A 15,613-nucleotide genomic window follows, 5' to 3' on the forward strand; every position below is an offset into this window, starting at 1 on the left:
ATTGTGGCGGCATGGCAGCGAGTCCCTCCCGCCGCGTCGCTCTGGTGACGTTGGGGTGCACTCGCAACGAGGTCGACTCCGAGGAACTCGCCGGTCGGTTGGCGGCGCAAGGCTGGGAGTTGGTGGCCGATCCGGCACGGGCCGACGTGGCGCTGGTCAACACCTGCGGCTTCATCGAGTCGGCCAAGAAGGACTCGATCGACACCATTCTCGAGGCGAGCGAACTCAAGGGCGCCGGCCGCACCCGGGCCGTGGTGGCCGTCGGCTGCCTCGCCGAGCGCTATGGGCAAGAGCTTGCCAACGCCCTGCCCGAGGCCGACGCCGTCCTCGGCTTTGACTCGTATGCCGATCTCTCCGGCCACCTGCAGGCCATCCTCGCCGGTGCCCGGCCCGCCAGCCACACCCCGAACGACCGGCGCCGGCTGCTGCCGCTCGCTCCGCTGGCCAGGCCCGCGCACGCGGGTGCGGTGGCGCTGCCCGGGCACGGGGTGGCGGGGGGTGGCGGCGTGGACGGACGTGGGGTTGGCGGCGTGGGGCCGGCGAGCGGGCCGCCGGTGGTGCGCGCCCGGCTCGATGATCGTCCGTGGGCGCCGGTGAAGATCGCCAGCGGCTGCGACCGGCGGTGCGCCTTCTGCGCGATCCCGATGTTCCGGGGGGCCTTTGTTTCCCGGCCGGCGGACGCCATCGTCACCGAGACGCGGTGGCTGGCCGAACAGGGGGTGCGTGAGGCGTTTCTCGTCAGCGAGAACTCGACGTCCTATGGCAAGGACCTCGGCGACCTCACGGCGTTGGAGAGATTGCTGCCCCAGTTGGCGCAGATCGACGAACTGGACTGGATCCGGGTCTCCTATCTGCAGCCGGCCGAGATCCGCCCCGGCCTGATCGAGGCGATGCTCGCGACGCCCAAGGTCGTGCCGTGGTTCGACATTTCCTTCCAGCACGCCAGCGCGCCACTGCTGCGCCGGATGCGGCGCTTTGGCGGCGGCGACGACTTTGAGGCGCTGATCGAGCGCATCCGGGCATTGGCGCCACAAGCGGCGATCCGCTCCAATGTCATCGTCGGGTTTCCGGGGGAAAGCGCCGCCGACCTGGACGCGCTCGAGGACTTCCTCGTCGCCGCGGAGCTGGATGTCGTCGGGGTCTTCGGATACAGCGACGAGGACGGGACAGAGGGTGCCGGACTGGACGGGAAGATCGACGAGGCCGACATCGCCGACCGGGTCGCGCGGTTCGGTGAGCTGGCCGAGCACCTCACCGCGGCCCGGGCCGCGCGCAGAGCGGGGGAGTCGGTGGAGGTGCTCGTCGAAGAGATCGACGACGAGGAGGGAATCCTCGGCCGGGCCGCGATCCAGGGGCCTGAGATCGACGGGATCACTCGGATCGAGGGCGGCGGACATGGTGCCGGTCGGGCGATCGGGCCCGGGGACATCATTCCCTGCCGCGTGATCGGCACGGCGGGCGTGGATTTGGAGGCCGTTGTCGGATGACGGCCGCGCCCCTGCGGCCGGTGTCCAACTGGAACCTGCCGAATGCCCTGACAGTCGCTCGAATCCTCGCCGTGCCCGTTTTCGGATGGCTGTTGGTGCGGCACGACGGTCAGGTGCCCGCCCAGCGCTGGTGGGCAACGGCAGTCTTTGTCGCGGCGATCCTGACCGACCGGATCGACGGCGACCTGGCCCGCCGTTATGGCCAGATCACCAACTTCGGCAAGGTCGCCGATCCCATCGCCGACAAGGCATTGACCGGTATGGCGCTCGTCGGGCTGTCGCTGATCGGCGAGATGCCATGGTGGATCACCACGCTGATCCTGGTGCGGGAGTGGGGGATCACCGTGCTGCGCTTCGTGGTGATTAGGCACGGGGTGATGCCAGCCGGGCGCGGCGGCAAGCTCAAGACGACCCTGCAGGCGCTCGCGCTGGGCATGTTCTCCGCCCCGTTGTGGACGATGCCGTTCGAGTCCGCGTGGCGGTTCGCGGCGTGGGCCGTGCTGTGGGTGGCGGTCCTGGTCACCGTAGTGACGGGGATCGACTACGTCATCAAGGCGCTGACCCTGCGCCAGACCAGCCCGCGCGCCGAGCTGAAACGCACCCGGCGAGCGACCGAGGCCGCCCGGCGCGCCCGCGAGGCCGCCCAGCGAGCGCGTGATGCCACCCGGCGGGAAGACACGACGTGAGTGAGCCCGCCGGGGTTGCCGCGGGGCGGTGGCGGGGAGCGCGAGCGATGAGCGGGGAGGCGCGGGCGGTGGCGGGGAGGCGCGAGCGATGAGCGGGGCGGCGCGGGCGGTGGCGGGGAGGCGCGAGCGATGAGCGGGGAGGCGCGAGCGGCATACGACCTGGCAACGGCGGTGATCGCGGCGGCACGGGCGGCGGAGATCACGCTCGGGTGCGCGGAGTCGTTGACCGGCGGACTGGTGGCAGCGGCGCTCACCGACGTGCCGGGGGCGTCTGTCGTTTTCCGGGGAGGGGTGGTCAGCTATGCCAGCGCGGTCAAGGCGGCAGTGCTCGGGGTGCCGGCCGGTCTGCTCGCCGAGCGAGGTGCGGTCGATCCCGACGTGGCTGCGGCGATGGCGGGCGGTGCGGCGCGGGTGCTCGGCGCGCAGCTCACCGTGGCGACGACCGGTGTCGCCGGCCCCGAGCCGGCCGATGGCAAGCCGGTTGGGCTGGTCTATGTCGCGGTGAATCGCGCTGGCACCGTGCGTGATCTGGCACCTGCTGTGCGTGAGCTGAACGTTCTCGGAGATCGGGCGCAGGTCCGAGTCGCCGCGACGCTGGCGGCCCTGGAGATACTCCGGGACGCGCTGGCGCGGTAATCGCGGGCGCGATGCCCGGATCGGGCGGGCCGGGGAATCATCTCTGCGTGGCCGCTGTTGAGCGCAACCATAGACGCCGGATGACACCCCGGTGTCGGTTGTCGGCCGGGCGGGGTAGCGTTAGCCGTGAACTGGGAAGACACCGTCTTGAGACAGGAGGCGTTCGATGATCTTGCTCCGTAGGGAGTTGGGCGAGGCACTGCGCGAGCGGCGCCGGTCTCAAGGGCGCACTCTGCGACAGGTGTCCGCCGTGGCCTCGGTTTCACTCGGCTATCTCAGCGAGATCGAGCGCGGCGAAAAGGAAGCCTCCTCCGAGTTGCTTGCTTCGGTGTGCCAGGCGCTGGAGATGCCGCTGTCCGAGCTGCTTGACGACGTCTCGACTCGGGTGGCACTCGCCGAGGCGCTGGAGATGCCCGTCGCCGCGGTCAACGCCGCCGCCGCGTAGCCGAGGGCCGCGCGGCGCCGAGCGGTTGCTGCGGGCGGCCGTCGTCAGTGGGCGCTCGACCACCCTGACACGCCGGGCAATAGAACATCGTGCGGCGCCGGGTCCCCTCCCCGATCGCGGCGACCCGCACCGGCTGGCCGCAGCGCCGGCACGGGCGCCCCGAGCGGCCGTGCACATAGCTCGTGCGTCCCCGGGCGGTGAAACCGGTGGAGTTCTGGATGCCCGTCTGGGCGGCCTGTTGCATCACCTGTCGGATCGAGGTCAGCAGGTGCTCCAGCGTCGCCCGGTCGAACTCCGCGACTGGGGCCCACGGTGACAGACGGGCAAGGTGCAGCCCCTCGCTGGCCCAAAATGTGCCGATGCCGGCCAGGTTGCGTTGGTCGAGCAGCGCGGCGCCGATCGGGCGGGGTCGGTCAGCCTGCAGGCGGGAGACCGCACGCTCGGTGGACCAGTCCTCGCCGAGCAGGTCGGGGCCGAGGTAGCCGAGGCGAGCCTCCTCCTGGCGGGTCGGCCAGATCTCGAGCAGGCCCAGGCGTAACCCCAGCGCGCTCCATGTCGCGCAGCGGGCGAGGGCTCGAAGGTCGGGATGGTGCAGCAGTGCCGGTGGAAGCGTCGCCGTTCGCTCGATCCGCCAGCTGCCTTCCAACTTTAGGTGGCTGTGCACGGTCAGGCCGGTGTCGAGCCGGTGCAGCAGGTGCTTGCCGCGGCTGGCGACCGAGAGCGTTGCGGCCGGTAATAGCTCGCGGCCACCCAACTCGCCCCACCGCAATTCCAACGTCAGCAGTGGCTTGCCGCCCAGGGCCTGATCGAGGCGGTGGGCCGTGCGCCATACGGTGTCACCCTCGGGCACCACGTCCTCCTCCAAGCCTGGCCGCCAGCATGTGAGGCACGCCTTCGCCCGCGCAGGCCAGAATGTGAGGCACGCCCTCGCCCGCGCAGGCCAGCATGTGAGGCACGCATTCAGCCTCGCAGGCGCAAGCCGCGGGGCGTCATCCGGAAGCCGGCGTCGGCGAGCGCCGCGGCGACCGGATGCGCGGAGCCGAGAACCGCGGCCCCGTCGGCGCGCTCGACTGTTAGTCGGCCGAGCGCACCGTCGCGGACTGCGAGGGCGAGCGCATCGGCGGCGGCGCGCAGGGCCCCGGGAGCCCGATCCCACGACAGCAGCGTCTTGCCGCCGCGCTCGACATAGAAGGTGAGTTCGCCGTCGACGAGAACCACCAGGGCGCCGGCCTTGCGCCCGGGCAGGTGGCCGGTGTCCTCCTCCCGCTCGGGGCGACTCGGCCACGGGATTGCGCCTCCATAGGGGTTGGCGGGGTCGCAGGCGGCGAGGACCAGGGTCCGCGCCGGGGACGCCCGTGGCTCGGCGGACGCTGGGGTCGGCCCGAGCCGGGTGGCTGTGGTCCGGCCGGGCGCGAGCGCGCCCGATCCCGTCGTGGCCGGCTCTTCGGGGGTGATCACCGGCCGGGCCGCGGCCTCGGTGCGCAACCGGTCGATTGCCCCGTTGGTGGCGAACTGCGCGGCGCCCAGGGATTCGACGAAGTAGCCTCGCCGCACCCGCCCGGACTCCTCCGCTGCAGCGAGGACCCGGTAGAGCGCATGGAAGCCGCCGGGGGTGTCCTCGGCGTCGGCAACTCCACGGGTGACGACGCCATAGCGGTCGAGCAACACTTCGGCGGTCATCAGCGCCCGCGCCGTCGGGTCGAGATCGAGGGATGGCAGCACCGACCAGCGCCCAGCGGTGGCGGGCGAGAGGACCGGATCGAGACCGCCGGAGCCGGCAGCACCGAGCCCACCGGCCGCACCGCCAGCTGGTCGGCCAAGCGAGGCCCGACTCAACGCGCCAAGGGAACCGCGGCGGCCGTAACGGGCACCCCGGGCTGGACGGGATCGGGCCTTGTGGGCGCCGCCGGCACCGGAGCGCAGCAGCCCGCGCACAGGCGCGAATGTGTCACCGGTGACCCGCCCCGCCCACACCAGGCTCCACAACGCCTGGCTCAGCTGCTCCGCCGTCGCCGCAGGAATCCGCTCGGCCAGCGCCTGGGCAAAGTACGCCCCGCCCTGATCCAGGATCGTCACGATGGCCTGAGCCACCTCTCCCTCGGGCAGGGCGCCCGCGGGATGCAGGGTGAGCGAGGCACTCTCGCGCAGGTGCACCGAGACCCAGCCGTCGCCGCCGGGCAAGCCGCCGTGACCCTGCCAGACGACGTCACCCGCGGCTGCCACCTCATCGAGCATCGCCGGGGCATAGTTGATCACCCGGGTCGGCAGCACGAGCGACTCCACGGCGCTGGCCGGCAGCAGCAGGCCGCTGAGCTGCTCGACAACTCGGAGCACGCCCTCCGGGCCACGCTGACGTCCGCCCACCCCCTGCCATCCCGGCAAGAAGCGGGCGTAGTCCGCTGTGGCGACCGGATCGACCTCGGCACGCAGCGCCGCGAGCGATCGGCGGCGCAGCAGCCGCAGCACCTCGGCGTCGCAGAACTCCCGCGCCGCGCCGGCGGGAAGGAACTCCCCCTCAACGATCCGGCCCACAGCCACGAGGCGGCGCAAACCGTCGGCGGCGACCGCGGGCCCGATCCCGAAGTGGCGGGCGGCGTCGGCGACGACAAAGGGACCGCGGGTGCGCGCGAACCGGGCAAGCAGGTCGGCCAGCGGGTCGGCGACCGGCTCGAGGAAGACCGCGGGCAGCCCGAGCGGCAGCGCGACGCCGAGGGCATCCCGCAGCCGGGCGGCGTCTTCGGCGAGGGCGGCGTGCTCGATGCCGCCAATCCGCACCAGGATCACGCGCCGGTCGGCGGCAAGCAGGGCGATCAGGGTCTCGAGCTGATCGGCGATCTCGGGGACGACCCGCTCCCGGACCTGCTCGGCTGTCAGCGGGCCCAACACCCGAAGCAGGTCGGTGATTTCGTCGGCGTCACGCGCGGCGCGCTCGGGCGCCAGGCGTTGGAGGTCGGACACCGTGCGGGCGATGGCCCCCGGGTCGAGCAGGTCGCGCAGGGCCAGGCCCTCGCCGCGACCGAGCACCTCGGCGAGCAGCGCCGGATCGAGGGCCAGCGCGGCGGCTCGACGTTCGGCCAGAGGGGAATCGCCCTCATAGAGGAACTGCCCGACGTAGCCGAACAACAGCGACTTGGCGAAGGGGGACGGCTGCTCGCTGCGGATGTCGACCACCGTGACCTGCCGCGCCGCGATCTCGCGCATCAGGGTCACCAGCCCGGGGACGTCGTAGACGTCCTGGACGCACTCGCGGACCGCTTCGAGCACGATCGGGAAGTCGGGATAGTTGCTGGCCACCTGGAGTAGCTGCGCTGCCCGCTGTCGCTGCTGCCACAGCGGTTGCCGCTTGCCCGGGCGGCGCCGTGGCAGCAGCAAGGCCCGGGCCGCGCACTCCCGGAACCGGGCCGCGAACAGCGCCGAGCCGGGCAGCTGGGCGGTGACGAGGTCCTCCACGTCGTCGGGATCGAGCACCAGCAAGCCGCTCAGGAGCGCGCCGGTGTCGGCTTCGTCATAGTCGACATCCGGCAACCGGAAAACGATGCCGTCGTCGGCCGCCATCGCCTGCACGTCGACCCCGAACCGCTCCTGCATGCGGGCGCTCACGCACAATGCCCAGGGAGCATGCACGGGCATACCGAACGGCGAATGAACGGCGACGCGCCAGTCGCCGATCTCGTCGCGGAACCGCTCGATCACCAGCGTCCGGTCGCAGGGGACCTGTCCGGTCGCCTCTTGCTGCTCGCGCAGATAGGTGACCAGGTTGTCGGCGGCCCAGGGATCGAGGCCGCCGGCCAGCGCCGCCGCAGTGGCCTCGGCTGCGGGTGCGGCCGCCAGCTCACGCATATAGGCGCCGAGGGCGCGGCCCAGCTCGGCGGGCCGGCCCGGGGTCTCGCCCTTCCAGAAGGGCAGCTTGCCCGGCTCACCCGGTGCCGGGGTGACGAGGACCTGGTCGTGGGTGATTTGCTCGATTCGCCAGCTGGAGGTCCCGAGCGTGAACACATCGCCGACGCGCGATTCGTAGACCATCTCCTCGTCCAGCTCGCCGACCCGGCGACCGGGCCCGTCGCCGGCGAGAAAGACGCCGAAGAGGCCACGGTCGGGGATCGTCCCACCGCTGGTGACCGCCAAGTGCTGGGCGCCCCGCCGGGAAGTGATCGTGTCGGTCAGTCGGTCCCACACGATGCGCGGCCGCAACTCGGCAAACTCCTCGCTGGGATAGCGGCCGGCGAGCATGTCGAGGACGGCGTCCAGCACCGTGCGGCTGAGCGCGGCATACGGAGCCGTGCGCTGCAGCAGCGCGAGCAGCTCGGGCACGTCCACGGTATCGAGGCTGGCCATGGCGACGACCTGCTGGGCGAGCACGTCCAAGGGTGCGGCCGGCACCCGCAGCGCCTCGATCCCGCCGGCTGCCATCCGCTGGACGACGACGGCGGTCTGGACGAGATCGCCGCGGTATTTGGGGAAGAAGACCCCGCGGGAGCGGGCACCGACCTGGTGGCCGGCCCGGCCCACCCGTTGCAGCCCACTGGCCACCGAGGGCGGCGACTCGACCTGGATGACGAGGTCCACCGCGCCCATGTCGATGCCGAGCTCGAGGCTGCTCGTGGCGACCACCGCGGGCAGCCTTCCGGCCTTGAGCGCCTCCTCAATCTCGGCGCGCGCCTCCTTGCTCACCGAGCCGTGGTGTGCCCGGGCAAAGACCGCCGGCGCCCCGGCAGAACCACCGGCTTGAGCCATGACCTGCGCCGGAGTCCGCGCGGGTAGCACCGGCGAGGTGGCCGGCCCGGCGCCGCCGACCATCGCCTCGGCGTCGACCACCGACTCGCCGTCGACCAGCGCCTCGCCGTTGACCAGCGCCTTGCCGTCGACCAGCGTCTCGCTGTCAACCAACGCCTTGGCGTCGACCAGCGTGTCGGCGCTCGCCACCTGCAGCTGACGTTCATCCCAGATCTCGTTCAGGCGTGCGGTGAGGCGCTCGGCGAGGCGGCGGGAGTTGGCAAAGATGAGCGTCGAGCGTTGTTGGGCGGCCAGATCGACGATCCGCTCCTCGACGTGCGGCCAGATCGAGGCGCGCCGCTCCGGTGCGGCCGCCGCGCCAGTCAGGTCGCCACTGATCTCGCCCAGGCCGCTCATGTCGGGGATCGGCACGACGACCTCGAGATCCCACTCCTTGGCGGCCGGCGGCGCGACGATCTCCACCGGGCGCCCGCCGCCCAAGAAGCGGGCCACTTCCTCCAGCGGGCGGACCGTCGCCGAGAGCCCGACTCGCCTCGCCGGCCGAGGCAGCAGCGCGTCGAGCCGGGCCAGGCTGACCGCCAGGTGCGCGCCGCGTTTGGTTCCCGCGATCGCGTGCACCTCGTCGAGAATCACCGTTTCGACCCCGGTGAGGGCCGCCCGTGCCGCCGAGGTGAGCAACAGAAACAGGGACTCGGGGGTGGTGATCAAGATGTCGCTCGGCCGTTTGGCGAAGCCGCGCCGCTCCGCCGCAGCCGTGTCGCCCGAGCGCACCGAGACGTTGATCTCGGGCTGGGCAAGTCCGAGGCGCGCGGCGGCGTGGCCGATGCCGACGAGGGGGGCCCGCAGGTTGCGCTCGACATCGACCGCGAGCGCCTTGAGCGGCGAGACATACAGGACGCGACAGCGCTGCAGCGGATCGGCGGGCGGCGCCTCGGTGAGCAACCGGTCGATCGACCACAAGAAGGCCGCCAACGTCTTGCCCGATCCTGTGGGCGCGACCACGAGGGCGTCGCGACCGGCCCCAATCGCCGTCCACGCCCCGGCTTGGGCCGGCGTGGGCGCGGCGAAGCTGCCCCGGAACCAGGCTGCCGTGGCCGGGGAGAAGGTGTCCAGCACGTCCGTTGTCATGATCGAGACCAGCGTGCCACGGGCCGCCGACAACCCCCGCGCATCGCCGTCCTGCAGCAGGTGCCGCATACTTCCCCTGGTGCAGGGCACCCTCCCGCTGGCGCGGGTCGCTGTCCTGCAGAAGGTGCCGTATACCTCACTTGTTGCAGGGCACCCTCCCGCTGGCGCGGGTCGCTGTCCTGCAGAAGGTGCCGTATACCTCACTTGTTGCAGGGCACCCTCCCGCTGGCGCGGGTCGCTGTCCTGCAGAAGGTGCCGTATCTCTCACTTGTTGCAGTGCACCCTCCCGCGGGCGCACACCCCTCATCCGTGGGTTCGGTCCGGCCGGCACGCGGTGGTCAGACCGCCTGCGCCTTGGGCGGGTCAGGCTCGTCGTCGTCCGCGTCGTCGTCCCGGGTGAAAAAGCTGAACGCGCCGTCGGCCTCAAGAACGACCAAGTCGATCTCGTCCAGGCTGCGCACGCCGTGCTCTCGCGCGGCGGCGAGAAGGTTGGCCATGGACACGCGCTCCGCCTTCATCGCCTCGATATCGGGCTGCCCGTCGCGCAGCAGGATCGTCGGTGTCCCCTCGATCAGCGCGCCGATCCGGGGCGAACGCCAGCCCAGCCAGGACAGGCCAACCGACAACAGCGTCACCAGGCCCAAGGAGACGAGGGCGCTCACGGCGCTGTAGTCCTCCTGCAGAATTCCCTGGGTCACCAGTCCGCCCAGGACGATGATCGTGACCAAGTCGAAGGCGTCCATCTGAGCGACTTCGCGTTTGCCGGCGACTCGCATGACCAACCAGAGGGCGACAAAGATCACCACGGTGCGCACGATCAGCTCCATCGCGACTCCTCACGGCCAGAAGGTGGTGCGGAAGGTCACCTCGGCGACCGGAGTGTCGTCGCCTCGCAGGGCCACGGCATACGTCCGCGACGAGAAGCCCTGGTTGGGTCCCGTGCGGGCATCGAGGCTGACCCGGAGAGTATCTCCGGCCGGCGGGTCGAACTCGTAGACGGTCTGCTCGCCATCGCTGGATTCCGCCGAGGGGTTTGGATACCAGTTCTGGAAGTCGAGGTGATCCAAGAACGCGCGGTCGATCCGGACGACGACCGGATCATCCCCGAAACCACCGCTCTTGGTCACGGTCAGCACGAAAGGGGTGACGATGCTGGAGCGGCTCGCGCGCGGGTAGTCGAGCGCCAGGACATATCCGCCGACACTGTCCTGGACCCGGTCGGTCCGCGGGCCGAAGAGGCCGAATGCGGCGGCGATGACCGGAACCGCGAAGAGCGCCAACCCGATACGCCGCAGCCGGCGCGCCCGGACGGCCTGGTCGGCGGTGTGCGCGTCCGGCACCGTTTCGATGCTCACGCTGGCACCCTACGGCCCGGCCCGCCTCACGAACGGGCGAGTTCCTTGATCAGCGGCACCACGAGCCGGGCGAACGGCTCGCTGAGCGAGGCGGCATACGTGGCCGTGATGTGCGATCCCTGCCGATAGACCAGGACGCCACCGATGACCGGCCAGCACTGCTCGCGCGGGCAGATCCACGGGTTGAGGTCGACGAAGCGGGCGGTGGCGACCGCCTTCGCGGCCGGTTCCAGGGCGGAGGTCCCGGCGCCGCGGTTCCAGTCGCCCTTGCAGGCGGTCATCAGGTCATCGGGGTGGTCGAGGACGCACTCATAGACGACCTTGCCCGGTTGGGGGGTGTCGGCGATCGCGATCACCGGAATGCCGGCCTTGCCGAGGGCGGACCAATACTGCTCATACCCGGCGATCATCGCCGCCCGGTCCGGAGTGGAACCGCGCCCGGGGTAGGCCGTCGAGCGCACGGCGCTGGTCAGCACGGCGTGCGGCTTCTCCGGGCCAGTCAGGCGCCGCAGCACCTCCTGGCCCCAGGTGAGGCAGGTGGTGTAGGGCTGCTCGGACTGCTCGACGGTGGTGGCGTTCCACGGGCAGGCGGACTTGGTGTAGGTCCGGATCCGCCAGCCGTTGGCCTTGCCCATCGCATCGACGGCCGGCAGCCATTGGCCCATCTTGGAATCGCCGACCATCGCGACGATCGTGGCGCTGTTCTTGTCGCCGTAGTCGCAGCTGATGACCTCGGCGGAGGTGGCCTCGACCTGGCAGCCATCGGCATACAACTGCGGGACGTCGGCGGTCGCCTTGAGCGGATCCGGTGTCATCGTCGCGGGGGTGCATGTCGATGCTCGGCGTCGGATTGGGCTCCTCGCCACCGCCGAGGCCGGCGCCGCCAACGCTGCCTCGAGGGCTCGGGCTGGTGAAGCCGCTGTTGGCTCCGGAGGCGGCGAGCGCGGCGCCGGCACCGACCCCGATCAGCGAGCAGGCCGCACCGAGAGCCAGGGCGACCCGGGTGCTCCGCGAGACGGTCGGGTGATAGCGCAGCGGGTTCTCGACGAACCGATGGGTCAGATACGCCGGTATGACGCTCGCGGTCACCACCGCCGCGCCGTGCCACGCGCTCAGCTCGCCCCAGCGGCCGGCCGCTGCGACAACGAGCGGCCAATGCCACAGATAGAGCGAGTAGGACAGCCCCCCGACCCACACCATGGGACGCAGGCCGAGCAGGCGGACCGGGCCGGCGCCGCCGGCCGAGAACCCGCCGAGAATGACCGCGGCAGCCCCCAGAACGGGGACCAGGGCCGCGGTCCCGGGCCAGGGCGTCTTGGTGGTCTGCAGCAGCAAGCCCGCGACGATCAGCGCCATACCGGCCCAGGCGATCGCGGCCCCCGTGACGGGGCGGAGCCGACTCCACGCCGTCGCGCCCACGGCGATGAGCGCGCCGACGCCGAGTTCCCACAGCCGGGTGGTGGTCACGAAATAGGCGCGGGCTGGGTCGGCCTGGGTCAGGTGCACCGACCAGGCGAGCGACGGGAGGACGATCAGGGCCAGCCCGAGGGCCATCGTCGGGCGCACCGGCAGGCGGCGGCGACGGATGATGACGGCGAGCAGCAGGAGCAGGACGGGCCAGACGATGTAGTACTGCTCCTCGACCGCCAAGGACCAGAAGTGCTGGACCGGCGAGGGCGTGACGTCCTCGGCGAGATAGTCGACCGCCCTGGCGGCGAAGCGCCAGTTCACGAAGTAGGCCGCGGCGGCCATGATGTCGCCGCCGAAGTTGAGCCAGTCGATCCGGGAGAGCGTTAGCCGGGTCAAGAGTGCGGTCGCGACGAGCGCGGTGGCGGCGGCAGGGAAGAGCCGCTTGGCCCGGCGGGCATAAAAGCGCGGCAGTGAGATGCCGTCCGCTCCGTTCGACCTCGCGGACCAGCTGCCCGGTGATGAGGAAGCCGGAGATGACGAAGAAGATGTCGACCCCGGCGAAGCCGCCGCTGAGCACGGGCAGTCCCGCGTGATACCAGAGCACGGTGCCGACCGCGATTGCGCGCATGCCCTCGACGTCGGGCCGGAAGCTTCGGGCCGATGTCGGAGTGTGCGGGGTCGATGTGGGGAGGGTCTGCTGAGTCACCGGCGCTCGTGAGGGTTGTGGGCTGCCTGCCCGGGGCGGGGCCGGGGGTCAAGGCTACCTGGTGGCGATTGGTGTCAACGGCTGGCCACGCGCGGCGTCGGGTAGCGTTTCGGTATGCCGTGCGATCGCCTCGATCTTGCGCTCCTGGGCTCGGTGGCGGCCTTTGCCGCGGTGACCGGGCCGGTGGCGCGGTGCGAACGGCAACTGCGCGCCGCAGGGGGCAAGGGCATCGTCGCGCTCGAGCTGGCCGGCACCCCGGAGCGTGGCGCCGCTTTGTTGGCGGCGTGGGGACCATCCGGGCGCTCGGCCGCCCGGCGCTCGCTGTTGCTCGACTTCGGCTACCAGATCTCGTATGCCGCTTTCGGCACGCTGCTCATCGCCTGGGTCAACCGCCGCTCGGGTTCCTCCGATCCGCCGGCCCGGGCGGCGCTGGCCCTGCCGGGCGTGGCCGCGGTGTGCGACGCCGTCGAAGGGGTCGCGCTGCTTCGGGTCATGGACCGGGGGTTGGGCGTGCGGGCCGTTCCCGATGCGGCGGTCGCCCCGGCGCTGTGGATCGCCAAGCGCGCGGCCGTGGCGAAGTTCGCTGTGCTCGGCCTGGCGTTGGCGCATGCTGCGGCTCGCGGGCTGGGCGGCCGCGCACGCGGGTGAGATTTCGCGCGTGGTGACACGCCGAGCGTGCACCTCCCTCATTCGAACAGAATTGCGGCTAGGTTGTCCCCAGGTGCACCCCGGCCAGCCGCGCCAGTTATCCACAGGATCACCCGGTGGATGGGGCGGGTTGTCGGTGGTCGCATCTAGCGTCTGACTCGACGGGCGGTCTTCGCCTGGCCGGGTCGCAGGTGGGCGCGCCCGACAACGAGACAGACAGGCAGGTGTGACATGGCGATCAAGCCCGACGAGGAGCAAAAGGCCCGCGCGCTGACGCAGGTGATGGGGCAGATCGAGAAAAACTTCGGCAAGGGCGCGGTCATGCGCCTGGGCGACGACGTCCGCCTGCCGATCGAGGTGATCCCGACCGGGGCGATCGCGCTCGATGTCGCGCTCGGCATCGGCGGGCTTCCGCGGGGGCGGATAGTGGAGATCTATGGCCCGGAGAGCAGCGGCAAGACGACGGTGGCGCTGCACGCGGTCGCCAACGCCCAGCGCGGCGGCGGGATCGCGGCGTTCATCGACGCCGAGCATGCGCTCGACCCGGAGTATGCGAAGAAGCTCGGCGTTGACACCGACGCCCTGCTGGTCAGCCAGCCCGACACGGGGGAGCAGGCCCTCGAGATCGCCGACATGCTGATCCGTTCCGGCGCGATCGACATCATCGTCATCGACTCGGTCGCTGCGCTCGTGCCCCGCGCCGAGATCGAGGGCGAGATGGGCGATAGCCACGTCGGCCTGCAGGCGCGGCTGATGAGCCAGGCATTGCGCAAGATCACCGGCGCCCTCAGCACCACCGGCACGACCGCCATCTTCATCAACCAGCTGCGCGAAAAAATCGGAGTGATGTTTGGCTGCATGTCCTATTCGACGCGGGTGACTCTCGCGGATGGCAGCACCGAAAAGATCGGCAAGCTCGTCAACGCGCGCGCCGCGGTCGAGGTGCGCACCTACGACCCGGGCACCGACCAGATCGTCGCTCGGCCGATCACCAATTGGTTCGACAACGGCAACGCCGAGCGCTTCCTGCAGTTCACCGTCGCGAAGTCCGGCGGCAACGGCCGATCACAGTTCGCGGCCACCGAGAACCATTTGGTCCGGACCCCGGGAGGTTGGCGCGAGGCCGGTGAGATCATCGCTGGCGACCGCGTCCTGGTCTGCGAGACCGCACGCCTGTCCGACCAGCAGTGGCAAGTCGTCCTCGGCGGGTTGATGGGTGATGGCCACCTGGCGCCGAATCGGCAGGGGCGCGCCGGCGTCCGCTACCGCCTCGGCCACGGGGCCGCCCAGCAGGCTTACCTCGATTGGAAGGTGGAGCTCCTTGGCAATATCCCGTGCAGCCTCACGACCCGCCCAAGTGGGGCCGTTCACGTCGACTTCACCCCGCTTGCCGAGTTGGGCGAGCTGCGCCAGGTCGTCTACTGGGGCGATGGTCGCAAGCACCTCAGCGAGGAATACCTGAAGGCGTTGACCCCGCTCGCCCTGGCGATCTGGTTCATGGACGACGGTTGCTTCACGGTGCGCAGCCAAGGCCGCCAACGGCGAACGGCTGGTGGCAGTGGCCGGGTGGAGTTCGGCGTGCAGGCCATGAGCGTCGGTTCACAGGGCCGGCTCGTGGACTACCTGCGCGATACCTGGGGCGTCGAGTCACGGGTCGCGCTGCGAGGCGCCACCCAACAGGCCGTGCTGCAGCTGACCACCGCCGGGTCGCGCCGGTTCCTGGAACTCGTGGCTCCGTTCGTGCACCCATCAATGGACTACAAGTTGCTCGGTGGGCTTCGCGGCCGGTTCGGCGTTGTGCCGGAGTACGTTTCGCCGCGCGCAGGTGCTCATGCCCGCCGAGGTGCTTGACGTTCACGTCAAACCCAAGACCCGGTCGATGCGCAAGTTCGACATCGAGGTTGAGCGGCACGCACAACTACTTCGTCGACGGCGTCATGGTGCACAACAGCCCCGAGACGACGACCGGTGGCAAGGCGCTGAAATTCTATGCTTCGGTGCGCCTGGACGTCCGTCGGATCGAGACGCTCAAGGACGGCAGCGAGCCTGTCGGCAACCGCACCCGCGTCAAGGTGGTCAAGAACAAGGTCTCGCCGCCGTTCAAGCAGGCCGAGTTCGACATCCTCTATGGCCAGGGCATCTCTCGCGAGGGCGGTCTGATCGACATGGGCGTCGACCAGGGCTTCGTCCGCAAGTCGGGAGCTTGGTATACCTACGAGGGCGACCAGCTCGGGCAGGGCAAAGAGAACGCCCGCAACTTCTTGAAGGACAACCCCGACCTGACCGACGAGTTGGAGAAGAAGATCAAGGAGAAGCTCGGCGTCGGGCCCCGGGTCGATGCCCCACCGGTCCCGGAGGTCCCGGTCGAGTTCTAGGCC

Annotated in this window: 11 protein-coding genes and 3 pseudogenes; 8 read left to right on the plus strand and 6 right to left on the minus strand. The window is 70.8% G+C overall.

Annotated elements, in window-relative coordinates; all coding sequences use genetic code 11:
- Positions 1-11: 11 nt before the first annotated feature.
- From rimO to V9G19_RS26540, 4 genes are all read left to right on the plus strand, one after another.
- On the plus strand, positions 12-1,487 hold the full coding sequence (gene rimO, locus V9G19_RS26525) for a 30S ribosomal protein S12 methylthiotransferase RimO (protein WP_462288374.1): 1,476 nt from the start codon (positions 12-14) through the stop codon (positions 1,485-1,487).
- A complete protein-coding gene (gene pgsA / locus V9G19_RS26530; protein ID WP_462288375.1) occupies positions 1,484-2,173 on the plus strand; it encodes a CDP-diacylglycerol--glycerol-3-phosphate 3-phosphatidyltransferase in 690 nt (229 codons plus the stop codon). The genes rimO and pgsA overlap by 4 nt, the downstream gene beginning before the upstream one ends.
- A gap of 129 nt (positions 2,174-2,302) precedes the next feature.
- Positions 2,303-2,809 carry a CinA family protein gene (locus V9G19_RS26535; protein ID WP_462288376.1) on the plus strand — a complete coding sequence of 169 codons (507 nt, stop codon included), beginning with the start codon at positions 2,303-2,305 and terminating at the stop codon, positions 2,807-2,809.
- A 166-nt stretch (positions 2,810-2,975) separates the two neighbouring features.
- On the plus strand, positions 2,976-3,254 hold the full coding sequence (locus V9G19_RS26540; RefSeq protein WP_462288377.1) for a helix-turn-helix domain-containing protein: 279 nt from the start codon (positions 2,976-2,978) through the stop codon (positions 3,252-3,254).
- Here the strand turns inward: V9G19_RS26540 and V9G19_RS26545 are convergent.
- From V9G19_RS26545 to V9G19_RS26570, 6 genes and pseudogenes are all read right to left on the minus strand, one after another.
- Positions 3,235-4,104 (minus strand): DNA-formamidopyrimidine glycosylase family protein, encoded by an 870-nt coding sequence (locus V9G19_RS26545; RefSeq protein WP_462288378.1) that lies wholly within the window; start codon positions 4,102-4,104, stop codon positions 3,235-3,237. The two genes, V9G19_RS26540 and V9G19_RS26545, sit on opposite strands and share 20 nt — an antisense overlap.
- Before the next feature lie 110 nt (positions 4,105-4,214).
- The gene (locus tag V9G19_RS26550) at positions 4,215-9,116 is read right to left on the minus strand and encodes an Lhr family helicase (protein WP_462288495.1); all 4,902 of its coding nucleotides are present in this window, start codon (positions 9,114-9,116) and stop codon (positions 4,215-4,217) included.
- 338 nt (positions 9,117-9,454) lie between these two features.
- A complete protein-coding gene (locus V9G19_RS26555) occupies positions 9,455-9,943 on the minus strand; it encodes a DUF421 domain-containing protein (protein ID WP_462288379.1) in 489 nt (162 codons plus the stop codon).
- 9 nt (positions 9,944-9,952) lie between these two features.
- Positions 9,953-10,471, minus strand: coding sequence for a hypothetical protein (locus V9G19_RS26560; RefSeq protein ID WP_462288380.1), 519 nt, complete (start codon positions 10,469-10,471; stop codon positions 9,953-9,955).
- Between the two features lie 26 nt (positions 10,472-10,497).
- Positions 10,498-11,286: an SGNH hydrolase domain-containing protein gene (locus tag V9G19_RS26565; RefSeq protein WP_462288381.1), complete on the minus strand. Its 789-nt coding sequence runs from the start codon at positions 11,284-11,286 to the stop codon at positions 10,498-10,500.
- Positions 11,287-11,587: 301 nt separating this feature from the next.
- Positions 11,588-12,475 (minus strand): annotated as a pseudogene (locus V9G19_RS26570) (acyltransferase family protein); the annotation flags it as partial.
- A gap of 226 nt (positions 12,476-12,701) precedes the next feature.
- Between V9G19_RS26570 and V9G19_RS26575 the strand changes: the two are divergent.
- From V9G19_RS26575 to V9G19_RS26590, 4 genes and pseudogenes are all read left to right on the plus strand, one after another.
- The gene (locus V9G19_RS26575) at positions 12,702-13,235 is read left to right on the plus strand and encodes a hypothetical protein (RefSeq protein WP_462288382.1); all 534 of its coding nucleotides are present in this window, start codon (positions 12,702-12,704) and stop codon (positions 13,233-13,235) included.
- Positions 13,236-13,466: 231 nt separating this feature from the next.
- Positions 13,467-14,108, plus strand: a pseudogene (gene recA, locus V9G19_RS26580) (recombinase RecA); the annotation flags it as partial.
- On the plus strand, positions 14,094-15,086 hold the full coding sequence (locus V9G19_RS26585) for a hypothetical protein (protein WP_462288496.1): 993 nt from the start codon (positions 14,094-14,096) through the stop codon (positions 15,084-15,086). The pseudogene recA and the gene V9G19_RS26585, both read left to right, overlap by 15 nt.
- An 80-nt stretch (positions 15,087-15,166) precedes the next feature.
- Positions 15,167-15,610, plus strand: a pseudogene (locus tag V9G19_RS26590) (recombinase RecA family protein); the annotation flags it as partial.
- Between the last annotated feature and the right edge of the window lie 3 nt (positions 15,611-15,613).

The organism is Nostocoides sp., assembly GCF_037045025.1.
Taxonomy (GTDB): Bacteria; Actinomycetota; Actinomycetes; order Actinomycetales; family Dermatophilaceae; genus Nostocoides_A.